Consider the following 21,729-nt stretch of genomic DNA (forward strand, 5'->3'; position numbering starts at 1 on the left):
AACTCCACGGCGGTACGGCCGACCTGCTCAGATGTCGAGGAAACGGACGTCCTTGGCGTTCCGCTGGATGAACGAACGGCGCGCCTCCACGTCCTCGCCCATGAGGATCGAGAACAGGTCGTCCGCGGCTGCCGCGTCGTCCAGCGTCACCTGGCGCAGCACCCGGTGATCGGAGTCCATCGTCGTGATGCGGAGCTCCTCCGCGTTCATCTCGCCCAGACCCTTGAAGCGCTGGATCGAGTCGTCCTTGATGCGCTTGCCCTGCTCGCGGCCCAGCTCGATCAGGCTGTCGCGCTCGCGGTCCGAGTAGGCGTACTGGTGCTCGTCGCGGCCCCACTTGACCTTGTACAGCGGCGGCTGCGACAGGAACACGTGCCCCGCCTCGACCAGCGGGCGCATGAAGCGGAACAGCAGCGTCAGCAGCAGGGTGTTGATGTGCTGGCCGTCGACGTCGGCGTCGGCCATGAGGATGATCTTCTGGTAGCGGAGCTTCGCGATGTCGAAGTCCTCGTGGATGCCCGTCCCGAACGCCGAGATCAGGGCCTGCACCTCCGCGTTCTGCAGGACCTTGTCGATCCGCGCCTTCTCCACGTTGAGGATCTTGCCTCGGATCGGGAGGATCGCCTGGAACTCCGGGTTGCGGCCCGACTTGGCGGAACCGCCGGCCGAGTCGCCCTCCACGATGAAGATCTCGCACTTGGCGGGGTCGTTCGACTGGCAGTCGCTCAGCTTGCCCGGCAGCGACGCCGTCTCCAGCAGCCCCTTGCGGCGCGTGAGATCCCGCGCCTTGCGGGCAGCGACGCGGGCAGTCGCCGCCTGGATGCCCTTGCGGATGATGTCCGCGGCCTCGTTCGGGTTGCGGTCCAGCCAGTCCGACAGGTGCTCGTGAGTGACCCTCTGCACGAAGGTCTTGGCCTCCGTGTTGCCCAGCTTGGTCTTCGTCTGGCCCTCGAACTGCGGCTCGCCCAGCTTCACCGAGATGATCGCCGTCAGACCCTCGCGGATGTCCTCACCGGTGAGGTTGTCGTCCTTCTCCCGCAGCAGGCGCTTGTCCCGCGCGTACCGGTTGATCAGACCGGTCAGGGCCGCGCGGAAGCCCTCCTCGTGCGTACCGCCCTCATGCGTGTGGATGGTGTTCGCGAAGGAGTACACACCCTCGCTGTACTGGTTGTTCCACTGCATCGCCAGCTCGACGGAGAGCAGCCGGTCCTTGTCCTCGGCCTCCACGCCGATCACCGTCGGGTGCACCAACTCGCCCTTGCGGGAGTTGAGATAGCGCACGAAGTCGATGATCCCGCCCTCGTAGTGGTACCGGACGGAGAGCTGGTTGCCGTCCTCGTCCACATGCTCGGGACGCTCGTCCGTGAGCTCGATCGTCAGGCCCTTGTTGAGGAACGCCATCTCCTGGAAGCGGCGCGAGAGCGTCTCGAACGAGTAGTCCGTGCTCTCGAAGATCTCCCCGTCGGCCCAGAACGTCACCGTCGTACCGGTCTCGTCCGTCGCCTCGTTGCGCTTCAGCGGAGCCGTCGGCACACCCAGCTTGTAGTCCTGCGTCCAGCGGTAACCGTCCGTACGGATCTCCACCGAGACCCGCTGCGACAGCGCGTTGACGACGGAGACACCCACACCGTGCAGACCACCGGAGACGGCGTAACCGCCGCCGCCGAACTTGCCGCCCGCGTGCAGCACCGTGAGGACGACCTCGACAGCCGGCTTGCCCTCCGACGGGACGATGCCCACCGGGATGCCGCGGCCGTTGTCCACGACCCGGACACCGCCGTCGGCCAGCAGCGTCACGTAGATCGTGTCCGCGTGCCCCGCCAGCGCCTCGTCGACGGAGTTGTCCACGACCTCCTGGACCATGTGGTGCAGGCCGCGCTCACCGGTCGACCCGATGTACATGCCGGGACGCTTCCGGACCGCCTCCAGCCCCTCGAGGACGGTGATGGCGCTCGCGTCGTACGACGGCTCGGCCTCGGCCGTCACCGGCGAGACCGGGGGACCGACCGGTTGCACCTCGACACCGGCGCCGTCCACAGGGGGGCCGTCGGTACCCGCGTCGGCGGAGTTGTTCTCGTACTCGTTGAGATCGCCGGAATCGGCCACGAAGCGCCCTTTCTGGCACAGCACAGGCCGACTCCGGGGCAGGGTGGAGCGGCTGCGTCGTTCGACTTGTTCCCCAACGGGGACGGTTTCTGCGACCAGTGTACCGGTGGCCGGAGTGTGGATGGGGGTTTGCGGGTGCCTGAGTCCGCATGTGCCGACCTGAACTGGCGTCCACCGACTCCCCATATGCGGACCGGGGGGCCAGAACGCTCACGGGGGCGCTCAGCGCTTCTGCCTGTCAACGCTCCATCACCGTGAGCGGCGTCACGAATCACCCGTAGGTGTCACCCGGTCCCTTGCTCCCGGGAGCCCGCAGCCGGCCGCCCCGCGGAGCCCCCGTCTCCGGCCCGCGCACCTTCAGCAACAGGACCGTCCCCTGCCCCAGATCCTCGTTCAGACGGGCCACCAGCCTCGGAGCCAGCAGACGCAGCTGCGTCGCCCACGCCGTCGAATCACACCGGACCGTGAGCGTCCGCTCCTCCTCGTCGTACCGCTGGGGCTCGCAGTGCTGCGCCACCTCCGGGCCCACCAGCTGCGGCCACCGGCCCATCACACCGCCCACAGCCGCCGGAGCCTCCCAGCCCCGCTCCGTGATCAGACCGTTCACCGCCGCACCCAGAGGCACCGGATCCCGGCCGTCACGCCCCGACCCCGACCGCGGACCCCGACCGCGCCGCACATCCCGCTTCTGCTGCGCGGCCGCACCCCGGGCCCTCGCCGCCTCCTTGGCCGCCCGCAGCGCGACCCTCGCCAGGTCCACACCCGTCGCCTCCTGAGGCTGCGGACGGTCCGGCCCGGCCTCCGCCGCACCCTCCGCCGGCCCGGACGGCTCCCCCGGCGACGGCGGTGGGACGTCACCACTCACAGCGGCGAGACCTCCCCCTCCGACACCGAGAAACGCGCCCCCTCCAGCACCGCCGGAACGTCCTCCCCGACGGCCGCCGTCACCAGAACCTGCTCACCCGGGGCCACCAGCTCCGCGAGCCGCGCCCGCCGCTTCACGTCGAGCTCCGCGAAGACGTCGTCCAGCACCAGCACCGGCTCGTTCCCCTCGCTCTTCAGCAGGTCGTACGACGCCAGCCGCAGCGCGAGCGCGAACGACCACGACTCCCCGTGGCTCGCGTACCCCTTCGCGGGAAGCTCCCCCAGCTTCAGCACCAGGTCGTCCCGGTGCGGTCCCGCCAGCGTCACACCCCGCTCGATCTCCGACCTGCGCCCCTCCTGGAGCGCCGACTTCAGCTGCTCGTACAGCTCCTCCCGGGACGCGGCCGCCTCACCGCCGCCACCCGACGAACCCTTGTACTCCAGCCCCACAGGGCCGCCCCCCGGCGCCAGGCACTCGTAGGCCTTGTCCGCCAGCGGCCGCAGCGCGGATATCAGCTGCAGCCGGTGGGCCAGCAACTCCGCCCCCACCCGCGACAGATGCTCGTCCCACACGTCCAGCGTCGAAAGGTCCCCACCCGGCTTCCCGCCGTGCCGGCGGGCCATCGCCGCCGACTTCAGCAGCGAGTTCCGCTGCTTCAGCACCCGGTCGTAGTCCGAGCGCACACCCGCCAGCCGCGGCGACCGCGCCGTCATCAGCTCGTCCAGGAAACGGCGCCGCTCGCCCGGATCGCCCTTCACCAGCGCCAGATCCTCCGGCGCGAAGAGCACAGTGCGCAGAATGCCCAGCACGTCCCGCGGCTTGACCTGCGACGACCTGTTGATCCGGGCCCTGTTCGCCTTCCCCGGATTCAGCTCCAGCTCCACGAGCTGCTGCCGCTCGCCCTGCCGCACCGCAGCCCGTACGACCGCACGCGGAGCCCCCATCCGCACCAGCGGCGCGTCCGACGACACCCGGTGGCTGCCCAGCGTGGCCAGATATCCGACGGCCTCGACGAGGTTCGTCTTGCCCTGGCCGTTCGGCCCCACGAACGTCGTCACACCGGGCCCGAGAGACACCTCGGCCCGGACGTACGAGCGGAAGTCGGCCAGCGACAGATGCGTGACGTGCATCGGGACCCGTCAGCCGCCCACCGGCGGAAGGACGTCCGCCCCCGGAGTGTCCCCGTCCACATGGTCGCCGGACGCCGTCACCGCATGGCCGCCGAACTGGTTGCGCAAGGCGGCGACCATCTTCATCTGCGGCGAGTCCTTCTGCCGGGACGAGAAGCGGGCGAAGAGCGACGCGGTGATCGCGGGGAGCGGCACCGCGTGGTCGATCGCCGCGTCCACAGTCCACCTGCCCTCACCCGAATCGGCCGCGTAGCCCCGCAGTTCCTCCAGGTGCTCGTCCGAATCCAGCGCCTTGACGGCCAGATCCAGCAACCACGAGCGGATGACTGTGCCCTCCTGCCAGGAGCGGAAGACCTCGCGCACGTCCGTCACCGCGTCCGCGGCTTCGAGCAGCTCCCAGCCCTCCGCGAAGGCCTGCATCATCGCGTACTCGATGCCGTTGTGGACCATCTTCGCGAAGTGGCCCGCACCGACCCGGCCGGCGTGGACCGAGCCGAACTCCCCCTCCGGCTTCAGCACGTCGAAGATCGGCTGCACCTTCGCGACGTCCTCGCTGGAGCCGCCGTACATCAGGGCGTAGCCGTTCTCCAGGCCCCAGATCCCGCCCGAGACACCGCAGTCGACGAAGCCCACGCCCTTGGCGCTCAGCTCCTCGGCATGCCGCTCGTCCTCCGTCCAGCGCGAGTTGCCGCCGTCCACGACGACGTCGCCGGGCGAGAGGAGCGAGGCCAGCTGATCGATGGTCGACTGGGTGGCCGCCCCCGCCGGGACCATCACCCACACCACACGGGGCGCCTCCAACCGCGTCACCAGCTCCTCGAGGCTGTGCACGTCGGCAAGCTCCGGGTCGCGGTCGTAGCCGATGACGGTGTGGCCTCCACGGCGGATGCGCTCGCGCATGTTCCCGCCCATCTTGCCGAGACCGATGAGACCGAGCTCCATCAATGCCCCTTCTTTCACGATTCGTACCTGGCCCGACCCTACGCCCACGGGTTCGTGCACACCTGTGGGCTCCGGCCGCTCAGAAGTGGCCGGTCATGGGCCCTCCGGGCACTCGTGGAAGGCCCGGCGGCGCGGTACGGCGGCGCGCTATGGCCGTGAACGGGGGCGGGCAGCCGGGACGGTTCAGCCCGTTCAGCCCGAAAGGCGCACCGGCATGATCAGGTACTTGTACGCGTCGTCCGCCTCGACGTCCTTCGCCGGCTTCCCGCTCAGCAGCGCCGGCTTGGTCGAGGTCGTGAAGGACAGCTGCGCGACAGGGGAGTCGATGGCGCTCAGGCCCTCCAGGAGGAACCCCGGGTTGAAGGCGATCGAGACGTCGTCGCCCTCCAGGTCGGCGTCCACACGTTCCACAGCCTGTGCATCGTCGCTGGAACCGGCCTCGAGCGTGAGCACACCCTGCTCGAAGCTCAGCCTGACCGGGGTGTTCCGCTCCGCGACAAGGGCGACGCGCTTGACGGCCTCGACGAACGGCGCGGTCTCGATGACGGCGACGGAGTTGAACTCCGTGGGGAACAGCGTGCGGTACTTGGGCAGGTCGCCCTCCAGCAGCCGCGTCGTCGTACGCCTGCCGGCGCCCTCGAAACCGATCAGCCCCTCGCCCGCGCCGGAACCCGCCAGAGCCAGCGACACGCTGTCCCCGCTGCTCAGCGACTTGGCCGTCTCCAGCAGCGTCTTCGCCGGGACCAGCGCGACGGACGACACGTCGGGCGTCTCCGGCTTCCACAGGAACTCCCGCACCGCGAAGCGGTACCGGTCCGTGGACGCCAGCGTGACGGTGTCGCCCTCGATCTCGATGCGGACGCCGGTGAGCACGGGAAGCGTGTCGTCGCGACCGGCGGCGATGGCCACCTGGGAGACGGCGGACGCGAAGACCTCGCCCGGCACCGTGCCGGTGGCGGTGGGCATCTCGGGCAGGGCCGGGTACTCCTCCACAGGCAGTGTGTGGAGTGTGAACCGCGAGGAGCCGCAGACGACCGTCGCCCGTACACCGTCTGTGGAGATCTCCACCGGGCGGTTGGGGAGCGAGCGGCAGATGTCGGCCAGCAGCCGGCCGGAGACGAGGACCGTGCCCTCCTCCTCGACCTCGCCCTCCACCGACACACGCGCCGACACCTCGTAGTCGAAGCCGGAGAGGCTCAGCGAGCTGTCCTCCGCCTTCAACAGCAGGCCGGCAAGGACAGGCTGGGGCGGACGGGCGGGGAGGCTCTTCGCCGCCCAGGCCACCGCCTCCGCCAGAACGTCGCGCTCTACCCGGATCTTCACCTTCAGCCGCCTCCTGCTGTACCTGGCTGCTCGCCCCTGCTGCCTGTCGTCGGCTCGTCGCCGGGCACCAGTCTGACGCACACCGCTGACAGTCGGCGCAGGTGTGGGTCAAGTCGTTGCGGAGCGGGCGGGAGACGGCCCGAGCGAGTTGTGCACAACCCCAACTTCGAAACAGATTCCCCGCTTTATATAGGTGGTCGTAGTAGTAGGGCTTGTGGAAACCGTGGATAAGCCCGTTTCCGCAGCTCAGCACCGAGATTTTGTCCACCGGGCCTGTGGGCGCAGCGGTGGAGTACTCAGGGGTATCTGTGGACGCGGGAAAGTTCTGCACACTCGATGCACAGGCAGAGGCGACTTGCCCACAGCAACAGGCGCTGGTTTCCCCATGTTTCCCACACCCCAAACAGGCGCTCTGGTGTGACGCCTTTCACTCGGACCAGTGAGCAGGCGAGTTGTGTTGCCGAACAGTGGACAGCGCTGTGGAGAAGCCAGGTTCGGCTGGGGACAAGACGGCTCCGGCTGTGGGCGGGCGGTGGACAGAGCAGCGTCGCGTCACGCGCGGCGGAGCCACTCCACATCCTGTGGATCCAGGTTGCGCACAAGTACACAGGCAGATGACCTCGGGAGACGGTCTCTTGACGAGGGGGTCTGTGGACGCGTTCGGGACAACTTCGTGAGCACACAGGGTGTGGACCCCTCTGATGCCCTCAAGCTGTGGACCATCGCGACCGCAGGCTGTGGATTCGAACAGCAAGAAGCCCTCCGGGAGTTGCTCCCGGAGGGCTGAGGGCGGGCGCGGACGGCCCCGCTCAGGCAGTCAGGCGTTCTTGATGCGGTTCGTCAGCTCGGTGACCTGGTTGTAGATGGAGCGGCGCTCGGCCATCAGCGCCCGGATCTTGCGGTCCGCGTGCATGACGGTCGTGTGGTCGCGGCCGCCGAACTGGCTGCCGATCTTGGGGAGTGACAGATCGGTGAGCTCACGGCAGAGGTACATGGCGATCTGCCGTGCCGTGACGAGCACGCGGCTGCGGGAGGATCCGCACAGGTCGTCCACCGTGAGCCCGAAGTAGTCGGCGGTGGCCGCCATGATGGCCGGCGCCGTGATCTCCGGTGTGGCGTCCTCACCGCCGGGGATCAGGTCCTTCAGCACGATCTCGGTCAGCCCCAGGTCGACGGGCTGCCGGTTGAGCGACGCGAAGGCCGTGACGCGGATCAGCGCGCCCTCGAGCTCCCGGATGTTGCGCGAGATCCGCGACGCGATGAACTCCAGGACTTCCGGCGGTGCGTTGAGCTGCTCCTGTACCGCCTTCTTCCGGAGGATCGCGATGCGCGTCTCCAGTTCCGGAGGCTGTACGTCCGTGATGAGACCCCACTCGAAGCGGTTGCGCAGCCTGTCCTCCAGGGTGACGAGGGCCTTCGGCGGCCGGTCGCTGGAGAGCACGATCTGCTTGTTCGCGTTGTGCAGGGTGTTGAAGGTGTGGAAGAACTCCTCCTGCGTCGACTCCTTGTCGGCGAGGAACTGGATGTCGTCCACCAGCAGGATGTCCATGTCGCGGTAGCGCTTGCGGAACGCGTCCGCCTTGCCGTCGCGGATGGAGTTGATGAACTCGTTGGTGAACTCCTCCGAGCTGACGTAGCGCACCCGCGTCCCCGGATAGAGGCTGCGCGCGTAGTGCCCGATCGCATGCAGCAGGTGCGTCTTGCCCAGCCCGGACTCCCCGTAGATGAAGAGCGGGTTGTACGCCTTCGCCGGCGCCTCTGCCACAGCGACGGCCGCGGCGTGCGCGAACCGGTTCGAGGCACCGATCACGAAGGTGTCGAAGAGGTACTTCGGGTTCAGCCGCGCCGTGGGCTCCCCCGGCCCCGTCGCCGGAGCGGGCTGCGCCGCGAGCGGACCGGGCGCACCGCTGGGGGCGGGCAGCTGGGAAGGACCGTCGTAGCGGGGGGCGGGAGGCTGGCCCTGCGGCGGCACCTGCGGCTGGGGGTGGCGCTGCTGGTGCTGCTGATGCTGTTCGTACGACTCGTAGGGTGCCTGCGGATGCTCGTACTGCTGCGCATGGCCGGGACCGCGCTGGTCGTAGTGCTGGTCGTACGTCTGCTGCTGGTGCGGCTGCTGCGATTGCTGGTGGTGCCGCGGTTGCTGGTGCTGGTGCGGCGGCGGGTACTGGTCGCGCTCGGGCTGCGGCCAGGCGCCGGGCTGCCGGGGCGACTGCGGGTAGTCCGGGTACGCGGGCCGCGGGCTGGGCAGCTCCGGGCTCGGGTAGTTGTCGTACCGGCCGCTGTCGTAGCCGCCGTGCTGCTGTTCGTACCGTCCGCTGTCGTAGCCGTTGCCGTTCCCGTCCTGCTGGCCGTGCTGACCACGCTGCTGATGCTGGCCCGGAGTGTGCTGTCCGGGACCGTGCTGGCTGGGACCGTGCTGCGACGGCAGGGAGGGGGCGGACGGCTGCGTCTCGGACAGCGACGGGGAGTCCGGAGTCTGCTCCGGAGCGGAGGGTGCGGGGTCCTGGCTGGGGCCGGTGACCGTGATCGCGAGCCGGATGGGCTGCTGGCACTCGCGGCTGAGAGCATCACTGATCATCGGTGCGAGACGGCCTTCGAGGACGCCCTTCGCGTATTCGTTCGGCACGCCGAGGAGCGCGGTGCCCGAGACGAGCACGAGCGGCTGGCAGTCGCGGAGCCAGCGCTGGTCCTTGGCCTCGACTCCCTGACCCTCCGAGAGGAGTTGCTCCAGAACGCGCGGCCACACTGCGGCAAGATCGGCAGGCAGGTCAGCCACGGGGCACGCTTCTCTCACTCGCTGGATGTGGTGGTTCGGTGACGCCGGCCGGATCCCGCGAATGTGCAGTTCTGGGTCGGTCGGGAGGGATGGGAGGTTCAGTCACGGTAGTCAGGCCGACGTGCCCCGTTCAAGTCGTTGTCCACAGGCTGTGCACGACGGGCCTCCACCCCCGCGGGCAAGCCGATCGGCGGGCTCACCGGCGGTTTGACCGAATGGCGTAGCCGCGCGTACCGTAACGAGGTCGAGTTGTCGACGGCTGCTGCCGCCTGCCTCCGATGGGCAAGATCCAAGAGATTTTTGCGGATCATGAAGCGGAGCACACTCGAGCGTTGCGAGCTACTCGTGGGCGCACGGTGACAGCTTGTCGATGCCATACGCGACACACGTCCATGTTCTCGCGGCCGCCCGCGGGACACGAAGCATTCCTGGAGCCCCCGAGTGAGCAAGCGCACCTTCCAGCCGAACAACCGTCGTCGCGCGAAGACCCACGGCTTCCGGCTGCGCATGCGTACCCGTGCCGGCCGCGCGATTGTTGCGAACCGCCGCAGCAAGGGCCGCAGCCGCCTGTCGGCCTGAGCGCGTCACCCACAGGTCCATGCCGTGCTGCCTACCGAGAACCGGCTGAGGCGGCGCGAGGACTTCGCGGCCGCGGTACGCAGAGGACGCCGGGCGGGTCGCCCGCTCCTGGTCGTACACCTGCGCAGCAACAGCAGCTCAACGGACCCGCACGGAGCGGGGGGAGAAGCTCCCCCCGCGCGTGCGGGTTTCGTCGTCAGCAAGGCGGTCGGCAACGCCGTGGTGCGCAACCGCGTCAAGCGGCGCCTGCGGCATCTGATGCGGGAGCGTCTGACCCGGTTGCCCGCAGGTAGCCTGGTTGTCGTACGGGCGCTGCCGGGCGCGGGCGAGGCCGTCCACGAGGAGCTGGTGCGCGACCTGGAGGCCGCCTTGGGGCGGCTGCTTGGAGGGCCTTCGTCATGAAGTACCCGCTGCTGTGGCTGATCAAGCTGTACCAGTGGACCATCAGCCCGTTGCTCGGGCCGGTGTGCCGCTACTACCCGTCGTGCTCGCACTACGGCTACACCGCCATCGGGCGGCACGGGGCTGTGAAGGGGACGGCACTGACGGCCTGGCGCATCCTGCGCTGCAATCCGTGGTCGCCCGGTGGTGTCGACCACGTACCCGCCCGGAAGCACCCGGTCTGGCACCAGCGGTTGCGTGACCGCCGGCAGCATCACCGGACCCCGTCCAACGCCCAAGGAGCCTGATGAACTTCCTGGACACGATCCTGAGTCCTCTCTATACCGCTGTCTCCTGGATCATTGTCCAGTTCCACTCGCTGTTCAGCCTCTTCTTCAACGAGGACAGCGGATGGGCCTGGGGTCTATCCATCTTCTTCCTGGTGGTCGTGATCCGGATCGCGCTGATCCCGCTCTTCGTGAAGCAGATCAAGTCGACGCGGAACATGCAGGCGCTGCAGCCCAAGATGAAGGCGATCCAGGAGCGCTACAAGAGCGACAAGCAGCGTCAGTCCGAAGAGATGATGAAGCTGTACAAGGAGACGGGCACCAACCCGCTCTCCAGCTGCCTGCCGATCCTGGCGCAGTCGCCGTTCTTCATCGCGCTCTTCCAGGTGCTGAACCACATCGCCAACAACAAGCCGGTCGGCGTGCTGACCGCCGAGCAGGTCGACAGTGCGCGGAACGCCTCCGTCTTCGGCGCTCCGATCGCCGCGAAGTTCCTGGACAGTGCGGACAAGGTCGCCGAGCTGAGCGCCTCGCTCACGGACGTGCGCGTCGTCACGGTGATCATGATCCTTCTGATGTCGGCGTCGCAGTTCTACACGCAGCGCCAGCTGATGACGAAGAACGTCGACCTGACAGTCAAGACGCCGTTCATGCAGCAGCAGAAGATGCTGATGTACATCTTCCCGATCATGTTCGCCGTCTTCGGCATCAACTTCCCCGTGGGTGTGCTCGTCTACTGGCTGACCACCAACGTGTGGACCATGGGCCAGCAGATGTTCGTGATCAAGCGCAACCCGACTCCGGGCTCCATCGCCTACAAGCAGCGCCAGGAGAAGCTCCGCGCGGCCGGGAAGCTGAAGGAGGACCCGAAGGAGGCGGAGACGCGGGAGGCCGTCGAGGCGGCGCGCGCCCGCCGGCAGCAGCCGAAGCGCCAGTCGAAGTCCCAGCGGCAGCAGGCGAAGCCGGGAGCCGCTGGCAGTGATGAGGCAGCGACGACGGACTCGTCCGACGAGCAGCCGTCGAAGGCGAAGCCGCAGTCGAAGACCCAGCAGCCGAAGTCGCAGCAGCGGACGGGTCAGAAGTCGGGCGGCCAGAAGTCCGGACAGAAGAAGTCGGGGCAGCAGCGCAAGGGCGGCCCGCAGCGTCCCAAGCACCCCTCCAAGAAGTAGCGAGAAGGAGCCCAAAGCCGTGACGGAGACGACAGACACCACGGAAGCGACTGCCGTGGAGGAGACGGACTCGTTGTCCCACCTGGAGCAGGAAGGTGAGATCGCGGCCGACTACCTCGAGGGGCTCCTCGACATCGCCGACCTAGACGGTGACATCGACATGGACGTCGAGGCGGACCGCGCCGCGGTGTCGATCATCAGCGAGGGTCCCAGCCGGGACCTGCAGAAGCTCGTCGGACGTGACGGTGAGGTCCTGGAGGCGCTGCAGGAGCTGACGCGTCTCGCGGTGCACCGGGAGACGGGCGACCGCAGCAGGCTGATGCTGGACATCGCGGGCTTCCGTGCGCGCAAGCGCGAGGAGCTCGCGGAGCTCGGTGCCAAGGCGGCGCAGGAGGCCAAGGGCACGGGCGAGCCGGTCAAGATGCGTCCGATGACGCCGTTCGAGCGCAAGGTCGTGCACGACGCCGTCAAGGCGGCGGGTCTGCGCAGCGAGTCCGAGGGCGAGGAGCCACAGCGCTGCGTGGTCGTGCTGCCGTGACCGACCGGTCAGCGGGCCAGGCGGGGCCCCCGGACGGAGGCCCCGCGAAGGCCGGGGAGCTCGCGGAGCTCGCGCCGCCGCCCGAGGCGGCCCACAGGCTTTTCGGCGACCGCCTCCCGGAGGTGCAGCGCTACGCCGAACTCCTCGCGGACTCGGGCGTACGGCGGGGGCTGATCGGGCCGCGTGAGGTGCCGCGGCTGTGGGAGAGGCACCTGCTGAACTGCGCGGTGCTCTCGGAGATCGTCCCCGAAGGCGTGACGGTGTGTGACGTCGGCTCGGGTGCCGGCCTGCCGGGCATCCCGCTCGCGCTGGTACGTCCGGACCTCGACATCACCTTGCTGGAGCCCCTGCTGCGCAGGACGACGTTCCTGGAGGAGGTCGTGGAGCTGCTCGGGCTCGACCACGTCTCCGTGGCGCGGGGCCGGGCCGAGGAGATGCTCGGGTCTCTGCAGCCTGTGCACGTGGTGACGGCCCGGGCTGTTGCCCCGCTGGACCGTCTGGCGGGCTGGGGCGTTCCCCTGCTGCGGCCGTACGGCGAGATGCTGGCCATCAAGGGGGACACGGCCGAGGAGGAGCTGCGCGGTGCCCGGGACGCCCTCCACAAGCTCGGTGTCGTGGAGACGTCCGTGGTGCAGGTCGGCGAGGGGGTGGTCGATCCTCTGTCGACGGTGGTGCGTGCTGAAGTCGGAGAGAGCCCCGGCGGTGTGCGCTTCGCAGCCCGCAGGGCGAAGGCCCAGAGGGCGCGTTCGGGGCGGGCCGCTCGGAACGGTCGCCGTCGGCGCTGATTCCTTCCGGCACAGCACGGTTCCTGCCGCGCTGTGCCGGCTCAGCTTTGTGAGACGGCGACCGCTGGGGCAGTCGAGCGACTGAAGGAGACGGACGAGGGGCGCGGCGGCCCCCGATAGTTATGTCCGTCTACTCCATAAAAGCCCTTTCAGTCAGTCATCGCGGTGTGTCGTCCTGGTGTGCGGGCGCCGTCTGTGCATCGTGTTTCACGTGAAACGCCGCTCTCTCTTGCACGGAATCATCAGTCGCGGACGCGCACAGGCCAATCAACGCGACCAGAAACCCACGCACAAAACCCGGTCCAAGGTGGATTCGTCCACAACTGAGCGGGCCTCGCTGGTTCATAACGCCGAAAGCATGGCAGGCTCTGTTCAGCACGAGCCTGATGTCGAGGAGAGTGAACCCTTGCGGTCCGACGCCAATACCGCGGGACCGATGGCCGATCCGGTCCCCGGCCCCCGTTCCGAATCGGTCGACGTTTCACGTGAAACGCCGCCTCCGATGGACGACACGCCGATCGGCCGCGCTGCCCAGCAGGCAGTAGAGGCGATGAACCGCGCTGGTGAGGGCCTGCCCAGGCCTGAACAGACGCGGGTGATGGTCGTCGCCAACCAGAAGGGCGGAGTCGGGAAGACGACCACCACCGTGAACCTGGCCGCCTCCCTGGCCCTTCACGGTGCGCGGGTCCTCGTCATCGACCTGGACCCTCAGGGCAACGCCTCCACCGCCCTGGGGGTCGACCACCACTCCGAGGTGCCGTCGATCTATGACGTCCTGGTGGAGAGCATGCCGCTGGCCGACGTCGTCGTGCCGGTCCCGGACGTCGAAGGGCTCTTCTGCGCGCCCGCCACCATCGATCTCGCCGGTGCGGAGATCGAGTTGGTGTCACTCGTGGCGCGTGAGAGCCGGCTGCAGCGGGCGCTGAGCGCGTACGAGCAGCCACTGGACTACGTCCTCATCGACTGCCCGCCGTCGCTGGGTCTGCTGACGGTCAACGCACTCGTGGCCGGGGCAGAGGTTCTGATTCCCATTCAGTGCGAGTACTACGCGCTGGAGGGGCTCGGGCAGCTGCTGCGGAACGTCGATCTCGTCAAGGGGCACCTCAACACCAAGCTCCACGTCTCGACGATCATCCTCACGATGTACGACGGCCGTACCCGGCTCGCGTCACAGGTGGCGGACGAGGTTCGCAGTCACTTCAGTGCTGAGGTGCTGCGCACCAACATCCCCCGCTCGGTCCGCATCTCGGAGGCCCCCAGCTACGGGCAGACGGTGCTGACTTACGATCCTGGTTCCAGCGGTTCGCTGTCCTACCTGGAGGCGGCTCGGGAGATCGCACTGCGTGATCCGAACGTCCAGCTTCGCCACGAGCAGTCGGCTCAGCAACTGCAGCAGCAGAACAGCACCATGTCGGAGGGCACGCAGTGAGTGATCGACGTAGGGGACTGGGCCGGGGTCTTGGCGCACTGATCCCGGCAGCACCGGCGCCCGGCGCCGATGAATCGGGCGGACCGGCGGTCGGCGCGAACGGTGCGACCTCACCCAGCGCGGTGCCGGTGATGGCGCCGGAGCGTGGGGTGGCGGCCGCGAAGGTCACCTCGCTGCCGGACAGCGAAGCTCGGGACGACGTTTCACGTGAAACTGCTGGCCGGCCCGAAGGGGAGGCGGGCAAGGACAGCACGGCGAGCCTCGAGGACGAGCCCGTCGGTGCCCACTTCGCTGAGGTGCCGCTGGAAGCGATCACGCCGAACCCGCGCCAGCCGCGTGAGGTCTTCGACGAGGACGCGCTGGCGGAACTGGTCACCTCCATCCAGGAGGTGGGTCTGCTCCAGCCCGTCGTCGTACGGCAGTTGGGGCCTTCGCGCTACGAGCTCATCATGGGCGAGCGGCGCTGGAGGGCCTGCCGAGAGGCCGGTCTGGAGCGCATTCCGGCGATCGTCCGCGCCACCGACGACGAGAAGCTGCTTCTGGACGCGCTGCTGGAGAACCTGCACCGCGCTCAGCTGAATCCGCTGGAGGAAGCGGCGGCGTACGACCAGCTGCTGAAGGACTTCAGCTGCACGCACGACCAACTGGCCGACCGAATCGGGCGGTCGCGGCCCCAGGTCTCCAACACGCTGCGCCTGCTGAGGCTTTCACCTTCCGTGCAGCGGCGGGTGGCAGCAGGCGTGCTCTCCGCGGGGCACGCTCGCGCGTTGCTGTCCGTGGAGGACGGAGACGAGCAGGACCGGCTCGCTCACCGCATCGTGGCGGAGGGGCTGTCGGTGCGGGCGGTCGAGGAGATCGTCACGATGATGGGGTCGTCGCCGAAGAGCGCGCCCAAGTCGAAGCCCCGGGCCGGCAAGAGGGTCTCCCCCGCGCTGGACGAACTGGCGGGTCGTCTCTCCGACCGCTTCGAGACCCGGGTGAAGGTGGACCTCGGTCAGAAGAAGGGCAAGATCGTCGTGGAGTTCGCCTCCGTCGACGATCTGGAGCGGATCCTCGGGCAGCTCGCTCCCGGAGAGGGACGCGTACTCGGCAAGCAGCTCTCTGCCGAAGCCGCCGAAGCCGAGGCGGAGAGCGAGTCGGAGGAGGGCTGACACGGAGCCCCGTAGCCACGGGGCCTTTCGCGAGATCCCTCGTCCGGATTGAATCGGCTCCCGCTCACCCAGAAGAAGCGTCGCCCCATGGATACGATGGATCCATGGGGCGACAGCTCGTTCCGCTGACACTGGACAACCTCCCGGATCTGCCACGGCGTTGCCGCGCCTGTGTCTTCTGGGAGCTCGACCCTGTGAGCGGGGAGGCGGCGGCGCGAGCGGGCAGGCCCGGGGTGGAGAAGGAAGCGTGGATCTCCGCTGTCCTTCTGGAGTGGGGTTCCTGCGGCCGCGTCGTCTACGTCGATGAGAAGCCGGTGGGATACGTACTGTACGCGCCTCCCGCATACGTGCCCGGCTCGCTCGCCTTCCCCACGAGCCCCGTGGCGCCGGACGCGGTGCAGCTGATGACGGCGTGGCTCTCTCCGTCGCATCGGGGGCAGGGGCTCGGACGGGTCATCGTGCAGACGGTCGCCAAGGATCTGCTTCGGCGGGGGTTCAAGGCGATCGAAGCTTTCGGGGACGCGCGCTGGACCGAACCCGCCTGTGTGATCCCGGCGGACCATCTCCTCGCCGTCGGCTTCAAGACCGTACGGCCGCATCACTCCTATCCCCGGATGCGGCTGGAGCTGCGCTCGACTGTCTCCTGGCGCGAGGACATGGAGAGGGCTCTCGACCAGTTGCTGGGAGCCGTTCAAAAGGATCCGGTGCTGAGGCCGCTGTGACGCCCCGGCGGCTGAGGGCTTCTGAGCGAAGCCGCCTCGGGGGTGTTGTGCCGCTCGGCGACGCGGACGAGAGCGGCCGTCCGTCGGCGCATCGGTGTTTCACGTGAAACGGCCCGGCGCGAACGCCGGGCCGTTTCACGTGCGGGCTGGAAACCGACCGGCCCGCTGGGTCACGCCAAGGGTCAGCCGATGAACTCGGCGAGGTCCTTCTCGATGGCGGCGCGCGGCTTGGCGCCCACGATCGTCTTGACGACCTCGCCGCCCTGGTAGACGTTCATGGTCGGGATCGACATGATCCCGTACTTGGCGGCGACAGCCGGGTTCTCGTCGATGTTGAGCTTCACGACGGTGAGCTTGTCGCTGTTCTCCTCAGCGATCGCCTCCAGCGAGGGAGCGATCTGACGGCACGGACCGCACCAGGCAGCCCAGAAGTCGACGAGCACCGGCTTGTCGCTCTTGAGCACGACCTCTTCGAAGTCGGCGTCGGTGGCGGTCACGGTTGCACCGGCCATTGTTGGCACTCCTTGTTTCTCGTGATCTCTTCAGGTGTGAGCGTGAAAGCGTGAGCCCGGACGGCAGATGCGTCAGGCGACTGCGGTCTTCTTGGCCGCCTCCTTGGCGGCTTCCTCTGCCGCACGTTCCGACTCCTCGGTCATCTCGGGCTCGGAGACCTGCGTGCCGTCGAGCTGGGCGGCGAGGTAGCGCTCGGCGTCGAGAGCGGCGGAGCAGCCGGTGCCGGCGGCGGTGACTGCCTGACGGTAGGTGTGGTCCACCACGTCGCCGGCGGCGAAGACACCGGGCACGTTGGTCCGCGTCGAGGGGGCGTCGACCTTGAGGTACCCCTCCTCGTCCATCGTCAGGACGTCCTTGAACAGCTCCACGCGCGGGTCGTGTCCGATGGCGACGAAGAGGCCGGTGACCGGGAGCTCGGACGTGGCGCCCGTCTCGGTGTCCCGGAGCGTCAGCCCAGAGAGCTTTCCGTCCTTCTCGTGGATGGACTCGACCTCGCTGTTCCAGGCGAAGGAGATCTTCGGGTCGGCGAAGGCGCGCTCCTGCATGGCCTTCGACGCGCGGAGGGTGTCCCTGCGGTGGACCACCGTGACGGAGTCGGCGAACCGGGAGAGGAAGGTCGCCTCCTCCATGGCGGTGTCACCGCCACCTACGACTGCGATGGCCTGGTTGCGGAAGAAGAAGCCGTCACACGTGGCGCAGTAGGAGACGCCGCGGCCGGAGAGCTCTTCCTCGCGGGGGAGCCCGAGCGTCCGGTAGGCGGAGCCGGTGGAGACGATGACCGCGCGTGCCTCGTGCACGGTGCCCGCGGAGTCGGTCACCTTCTTGATCTCGCCGGAGAAGTCGACGGACGTCACGTCGTCCGGGATCAGCTCCGCCCCGAAGCGCTCCGCCTGGCCGCGCATCTGGTCCATGAGCTCGGGGCCCATGATGCCGCCGGAGAAGCCGGGGTAGTTCTCCACCTCGGTGGTGTTCATGAGTGCACCGCCCGCGGTCACGGAGCCCTCGAAGACCAGCGGCTTCAGTGACGCACGTGCCGTGTAGAGCGCGGCGGTATAGCCGGCGGGCCCAGAGCCGATGATGATCACGTTGCGGACGTCGCTCACGGGAGTCTTCCTTGTCTGCCGACTGCTTTCCGGACCTGTGTGGTTCTCACCCCACCCAACGGATCCTAGGGGGCAGACATTCCCTGCGGGTGCGCGGTGGGGGCGTGGAGGGCGGTGCGTCTCAGCGGCGCTGGTAGGTGCCCTTGGTGAGGACGTCGGCCGGACCCGTCTTCTCACCGGTCACACAGGCGGCGTCGACGAGGTAGGCGTCGACGCGCTCGGAGTCTCCTCGGTGCGGCAGCACCACGAGGTACCCCTTCTCGCCGTCGTGCTCTGCTGACGCGTCGACCGCCAGCGGCGCCTCCGTCCGGTTCACGCCTTCCTTGATGCAGGACGGGACGGAAGTGGCCGGGCCGGCGAGCGGAGAGTCCCCGGGGCTCTGCTTGCTCTTGAGGTCCGGAGTCTTGGAGCCACGGGACTTCTCGGCGGAGTGCTGCTGTGCCAGCAGGGTGTGCACCTGCTTCTCCAGACCGCCGTCGGCGGCCCCCTGCCGGCCCTCCTCCGACGCGTCGGCCGCCGTGGGCGGAGCGGACGAGTCGAGCGACTGCCACACCACTCCGCCGATGCTCAGTGCGACGACCGCGCCGGCACCGGCCAGGACGGCCGAGCGCCAGCGGCGCGTGCGGCGAGTGGGGCGATGACGGCCGGGGCGGCTGGCGCCCCCGGGGTGGCCTGCGGGACGGGTACTCGGTCCCTTACGGGTGAGCGCCGTTTCACGTGAAACAGACGCGGCTCCGGCACGGGGCGCGGCGCTGCCCGCGAAGGCTTCGGTTTCACGTGAAACATGACCGCTACCGGAGGGCGACGCGTCGAGCAGTGCCTCGGCGGCCAGAGCGGCGTCGAGGCGCCCGGCGATGTCCTCCGGCATACGGGCGGGACCCGGCAGTGTGCCGAGTGTGTCTCTGATCTCGTCCAGCGACGTCCGTACGTCCGCGCACAGCTCGCAGGCGGAGAGGTGCGCATGCACCGCAGCCGCACGCTCGGGGCTGAGCAGATCCTCGGTGAGCGCGGAGATCTCTGCGACTTCCGGGTGGTCGTCGGTGCCGTGCACGTCGGACGTGAAAGGGGTGGATGTCATGCCTGCTCTCCTCCTCCCTTCACGGCTCCGGGTTGTCCTGTGACGCCTTCCGGTGGTGGGACGGATCGTCCCTGGCTCCGGTTCCTTCCCCTCTCGCGCGGTGACGTATCCCTCTCGTCGCCGTTCGGCCGCAGATGGCTGACCAGAGGCAGCAGCCGGGCTCTCCCCCGCGCGCACCGGCTCTTGACCGTGCCCACGGCGACGCCGAGGACGTCCGCCGCCTCGGCGACCGGATAACCCTGCATGTCGACGAGAACGAGCGCGGCGCGCTGCTCGGCCGGAAGCTGGGCGAGAGCGGTGACGAGCTGACGCTGGAGGTCCTGTCGTTCGGCCGGCACGTCCGCCGACTCGTGCGGTTCCAGTAGAAGGTCGAGGCGCTCGGTGTCATCGGTGAGCGAGGTGCGCCGGGAGGTGGCCTTGCGGGCGCGGTCCAGGCAGGCGTTGACGGTGATGCGGTGGAGCCAAGTGGTGACGGCGGACTGGCCGCGAAAGGTGTGGGCGGCACGGTAGGCGGAGATGAGCGCGTCCTGGACGGCGTCCGCCGCCTCCTCGCGGTCTCCGAGGGTGCGTACGGCGACGGCCCACAGCCGGTCGCGGTGGCGGCGCACGATCTCGCCGAACGCCTCGGGGTCGCCGTCGACGTGGCGCGCGAGGAGTTCGCGGTCGTCGGGGGCGTCCGGGGTTCCGGCCTGCGCGGGAACGGGGGGCCTGGCGGGCGTGTCGGCCGCTCTGCGCCCGCCTTTACCGCGCTTGGGGCGGCGGCGTATCGCCTTGCCGCCGCGTTCGTCGCTCACCGTCGGACGCCTCCCGTCATCCTCGCCCGCCGGCTGGGCCGTGCGTCAGTGTCGAGGTATCAGCTCTGGACCTGGGTCTCCGTGATCCGGCCACGGTAGTTGCCGTCGTCCGAGAGTGGGAGCTTCGTGAGCCATACCAGTACGTACTGAGTCCGGATCGGTTTCTTCGCCTTGAGGGTCAGGTGCTCTCCGGTGCCCGCGTCGACCTTGCTGAAACCGCCCAGGGAACTCGGCATGCCCGTGGCGCTCTTGGGCGCGGCGTAGAAAGAGGCCTCGGTGGCGCCGATGAAGTCGACCTTCACCGAACTCACCTGCTGCTGCTTGCCGAGGTCCAGGATGAGTCCGGCGCCGGGCTTGAGGTTCCCGAAGTCGGGGCGTCCGATGTACTCCTGCGTGAGCCAGTAGGTGCTGTGTGAGCCGTCGTAGGCGTCGGGGACGTCCCCGGGGTTCTCGCTGCCGTTGCCGCCGGGCGGCGGGTCGAAGTCCTTGGCGTCGACGATCTTCACGGGCTTGCCCGCAGCGCCCTGCTCGTCCGGGCCGCTGACCTGACCGCCTTCGTCGCTCGCGGAGCTGTCGCCCTTGAGCAGGGTGTCGGCGAGCTGCCAGCTGCCGAGGCCGAGAGCGGCGATGAGGAGGGCGGAGACGCCCCACTTCAGCGCCTTGCCCGTACGTCCGGGCAGTGCGGGCGGTGCTGGAGGTTCCCCGCCCGGCCCGCGGACCGGAGCGGTGCCGCGTGCGGGGCCGGACGCTCCGTGCGCGCCCTGCTGGTAGGGAGTGCGCTGGAACTGCCGCGGCGCACTGAACGAGGGCTCCGGCGGACGGATCCGCGGCAGCGCGGAGACCGCCTTGGAGAGCTCTTCGGGCGTGGCGCAGGGCCGGGCCTCGCTGGAGGCGGTGGCGCCGTCGTTGACGAGCGCGCGCATGGCGAGCTGGGAGAGGCCGCGGTGGACGCCGGCACGGATCTGCTCCGGCGCGGGCAGGCTGTCCTTGGTCAGCGAGCCGACACCGGTGAGGCCGTACGCGTCCTCCTCGTACGGCCAGCGCTGGGTGAGCGCCGCGTAGAGGACGGCGCCGATGCCTTCGGTGTCGGTGCGCTGCGGGCTGTCGCTGCGGATGCCGCGCAGCGCGGCGCTGACGGCAAGGCCGCGGATGCGGTACTGCCCGGAGCCGGTGCGCAGCACCGTGCCGGGGGTCAGCCGGAGATGGGCGAGGCCTTCGCGGTGCGCGGCGGCCATCGCCTGGGAGAGCTGAGTGACGAGTTGGTAGGCGTCGTGCGGCTCCAGCGGGCCGGAGGCGAGGATCTCGCTGAGCGGAGTGGCGTCGGGAAGCCACTCGCGGACGACGTAGACGACGTCGTGGTCCTCCACCGCGTCGAGGACCTGCACGAAGCGGGGGTCGCCGAGCAGTGCGGAGGAGCGGGCGGCGGAGAGGACCGAGCGGGCGCGGGGGTGGCCCGCTGGGAGGACGTGGACGCCGACGGCGCGGCGCAGTTTCTCGTCGACCGCACGCCAGCTGCTGTATCCGTCCAGACGGGTGACGCACTCCTCCAGACGGTACCGCCGGGCGATCTTGTGGCCGCTGTGAAGGTCGGGTGCCGCGGGGGTCGCGGACGCATCGCCGGAGGGGGAGCCGGGAGCGGCTTCAGCCTCTGCGGGCGCGGGGCCCGCGGGGGTGTCCGCCGTGCCGGTTCCGGCAGGGTCGGTGGGGAGAGTCGCCGTCGGGGCGTCGGCGCCCGGGACATCGCTCGGGGCGTCGCTCACGTCGTCGGTGCTCGCTTCAGTGGGGGTGCCGGGGTCTTCGTCGCCGCCGGTGGCTTCGGCGTCCGTTCTGGTCTCCTCGGAGGGCCGGCTGCTGCCGCTGTGTCCGTCCGTAGCGCTGTCGGCGCTGGCTTCGTCCGCCTTGGCGGTGAGCGCTTCCTTCTCACCGCTGCTGTCAGCCACGCCGACGGCAGCTGTGCTCCGTTCCGCCACCGTCGTTCCTGCCTCCCCAGTTCATTGCAGCCACTGTGTGCAATGGCTCGACAATTGTGCCCACAGGCCGCCGCTATGCACGACACGC

General features: G+C 69.1%; 20 protein-coding genes. 9 read left to right on the plus strand and 11 right to left on the minus strand.

Annotated features, from left to right (window positions below):
* Positions 1 to 27: 27 nt before the first annotated feature.
* The 6 genes from gyrB to dnaA form a co-directional block, all read right to left on the minus strand.
* Positions 28 to 2,016, minus strand: coding sequence for a DNA topoisomerase (ATP-hydrolyzing) subunit B (gyrB, locus tag IEY56_RS12445; protein WP_229711848.1), 1,989 nt, complete (start codon positions 2,014 to 2,016; stop codon positions 28 to 30).
* Positions 2,017 to 2,377: 361 nt separating this feature from the next.
* A complete protein-coding gene (locus IEY56_RS12450) occupies positions 2,378 to 2,971 on the minus strand; it encodes a DciA family protein (RefSeq protein ID WP_189037213.1) in 594 nt (197 codons plus the stop codon).
* Positions 2,968 to 4,101, minus strand: coding sequence for a DNA replication/repair protein RecF (gene recF, locus IEY56_RS12455; RefSeq protein ID WP_189037214.1), 1,134 nt, complete (start codon positions 4,099 to 4,101; stop codon positions 2,968 to 2,970). Before recF ends, IEY56_RS12450 begins: the two co-directional genes overlap by 4 nt.
* A gap of 9 nt (positions 4,102 to 4,110) precedes the next feature.
* Positions 4,111 to 5,043, minus strand: a complete 933-nt coding sequence (gene gnd / locus IEY56_RS12460; protein WP_189037215.1) for a phosphogluconate dehydrogenase (NAD(+)-dependent, decarboxylating) — start codon at positions 5,041 to 5,043, stop codon at positions 4,111 to 4,113.
* Between the two features lie 192 nt (positions 5,044 to 5,235).
* Positions 5,236 to 6,366: a DNA polymerase III subunit beta gene (dnaN, locus tag IEY56_RS12465; protein WP_189037216.1), complete on the minus strand. Its 1,131-nt coding sequence runs from the start codon at positions 6,364 to 6,366 to the stop codon at positions 5,236 to 5,238.
* Between the two features lie 817 nt (positions 6,367 to 7,183).
* On the minus strand, positions 7,184 to 9,142 hold the full coding sequence (gene dnaA / locus IEY56_RS12470) for a chromosomal replication initiator protein DnaA (RefSeq protein ID WP_189037217.1): 1,959 nt from the start codon (positions 9,140 to 9,142) through the stop codon (positions 7,184 to 7,186).
* A gap of 441 nt (positions 9,143 to 9,583) precedes the next feature.
* Between dnaA and rpmH the strand changes: the two genes are divergently transcribed.
* The 9 genes from rpmH (at position 9,584) to IEY56_RS12515 (ending at position 16,183) form a co-directional block, all read left to right on the plus strand.
* Positions 9,584 to 9,721, plus strand: a complete 138-nt coding sequence (gene rpmH / locus IEY56_RS12475; RefSeq protein WP_027748981.1) for a 50S ribosomal protein L34 — start codon at positions 9,584 to 9,586, stop codon at positions 9,719 to 9,721.
* A 24-nt stretch (positions 9,722 to 9,745) separates the two neighbouring features.
* Positions 9,746 to 10,123, plus strand: coding sequence for a ribonuclease P protein component (gene rnpA / locus IEY56_RS12480; protein WP_045863649.1), 378 nt, complete (start codon positions 9,746 to 9,748; stop codon positions 10,121 to 10,123).
* The gene (gene yidD / locus IEY56_RS12485; protein WP_045863648.1) at positions 10,120 to 10,410 is read left to right on the plus strand and encodes a membrane protein insertion efficiency factor YidD; all 291 of its coding nucleotides are present in this window, start codon (positions 10,120 to 10,122) and stop codon (positions 10,408 to 10,410) included. Before rnpA ends, yidD begins: the two co-directional genes overlap by 4 nt.
* Positions 10,411 to 10,418: 8 nt before the next feature.
* Positions 10,419 to 11,558: a membrane protein insertase YidC gene (gene yidC / locus IEY56_RS12490; protein ID WP_189037336.1), complete on the plus strand. Its 1,140-nt coding sequence runs from the start codon at positions 10,419 to 10,421 to the stop codon at positions 11,556 to 11,558.
* Between the two features lie 19 nt (positions 11,559 to 11,577).
* Positions 11,578 to 12,096, plus strand: coding sequence for a Jag family protein (locus IEY56_RS12495; RefSeq protein WP_189037218.1), 519 nt, complete (start codon positions 11,578 to 11,580; stop codon positions 12,094 to 12,096).
* The gene (gene rsmG / locus IEY56_RS12500) at positions 12,093 to 12,881 is read left to right on the plus strand and encodes a 16S rRNA (guanine(527)-N(7))-methyltransferase RsmG (protein ID WP_045863646.1); all 789 of its coding nucleotides are present in this window, start codon (positions 12,093 to 12,095) and stop codon (positions 12,879 to 12,881) included. The genes IEY56_RS12495 and rsmG overlap by 4 nt, the downstream gene beginning before the upstream one ends.
* A 358-nt stretch (positions 12,882 to 13,239) precedes the next feature.
* Positions 13,240 to 14,310, plus strand: coding sequence for a ParA family protein (locus IEY56_RS12505; protein ID WP_189037219.1), 1,071 nt, complete (start codon positions 13,240 to 13,242; stop codon positions 14,308 to 14,310).
* Positions 14,307 to 15,461, plus strand: coding sequence for a ParB/RepB/Spo0J family partition protein (locus tag IEY56_RS12510; protein ID WP_189037220.1), 1,155 nt, complete (start codon positions 14,307 to 14,309; stop codon positions 15,459 to 15,461). Before IEY56_RS12505 ends, IEY56_RS12510 begins: the two co-directional genes overlap by 4 nt.
* Positions 15,462 to 15,565: 104 nt before the next feature.
* Positions 15,566 to 16,183, plus strand: a complete 618-nt coding sequence (locus tag IEY56_RS12515) for a GNAT family N-acetyltransferase (RefSeq protein ID WP_045863643.1) — start codon at positions 15,566 to 15,568, stop codon at positions 16,181 to 16,183.
* A 182-nt stretch (positions 16,184 to 16,365) separates the two neighbouring features.
* Here the strand turns inward: IEY56_RS12515 and trxA are convergent, their stop codons facing one another.
* The 5 genes from trxA to IEY56_RS12540 form a co-directional block, all read right to left on the minus strand.
* Positions 16,366 to 16,695 carry a thioredoxin gene (trxA, locus tag IEY56_RS12520; protein WP_189037221.1) on the minus strand — a complete coding sequence of 110 codons (330 nt, stop codon included), beginning with the start codon at positions 16,693 to 16,695 and terminating at the stop codon, positions 16,366 to 16,368.
* A 72-nt stretch (positions 16,696 to 16,767) separates the two neighbouring features.
* Positions 16,768 to 17,799, minus strand: coding sequence for a thioredoxin-disulfide reductase (trxB, locus tag IEY56_RS12525; RefSeq protein WP_189037222.1), 1,032 nt, complete (start codon positions 17,797 to 17,799; stop codon positions 16,768 to 16,770).
* Between the two features lie 121 nt (positions 17,800 to 17,920).
* On the minus strand, positions 17,921 to 18,877 hold the full coding sequence (locus IEY56_RS12530; protein WP_189037223.1) for an RsmA family anti-sigma factor: 957 nt from the start codon (positions 18,875 to 18,877) through the stop codon (positions 17,921 to 17,923).
* Positions 18,874 to 19,671: an RNA polymerase sigma factor SigM gene (gene sigM / locus IEY56_RS12535; RefSeq protein ID WP_229711827.1), complete on the minus strand. Its 798-nt coding sequence runs from the start codon at positions 19,669 to 19,671 to the stop codon at positions 18,874 to 18,876. The genes IEY56_RS12530 and sigM overlap by 4 nt, the downstream gene beginning before the upstream one ends.
* Before the next feature lie 59 nt (positions 19,672 to 19,730).
* On the minus strand, positions 19,731 to 21,641 hold the full coding sequence (locus IEY56_RS12540) for a protein kinase family protein (protein WP_189037224.1): 1,911 nt from the start codon (positions 21,639 to 21,641) through the stop codon (positions 19,731 to 19,733).
* Positions 21,642 to 21,729: the final 88 nt, after the last annotated feature.

The organism is Streptomyces daqingensis, assembly GCF_014645895.1.
GTDB classification, from domain to species: Bacteria; Actinomycetota; Actinomycetes; order Streptomycetales; family Streptomycetaceae; genus Streptomyces; species Streptomyces daqingensis.

Bases quoted from the DNA above. Each gene is read 5' to 3' on its own strand.
- trxA (WP_189037221.1), bottom strand. From the start codon at position 16,695: ATGGCCGGTGCAACCGTGACCGCCACCGACGCCGACTTCGAAGAGGTC.
- IEY56_RS12505 (WP_189037219.1), top strand. From the start codon at position 13,240: ATGGCAGGCTCTGTTCAGCACGAGCCTGATGTCGAGGAGAGTGAACCC.
- IEY56_RS12530 (WP_189037223.1), bottom strand. From the start codon at position 18,877: ATGACATCCACCCCTTTCACGTCCGACGTGCACGGCACCGACGACCAC.
- gnd (WP_189037215.1), bottom strand. From the start codon at position 5,043: ATGGAGCTCGGTCTCATCGGTCTCGGCAAGATGGGCGGGAACATGCGC.
- recF (WP_189037214.1), bottom strand. From the start codon at position 4,101: ATGCACGTCACGCATCTGTCGCTGGCCGACTTCCGCTCGTACGTCCGG.
- yidD (WP_045863648.1), top strand. From the start codon at position 10,120: ATGAAGTACCCGCTGCTGTGGCTGATCAAGCTGTACCAGTGGACCATC.
- IEY56_RS12515 (WP_045863643.1), top strand. From the start codon at position 15,566: ATGGGGCGACAGCTCGTTCCGCTGACACTGGACAACCTCCCGGATCTG.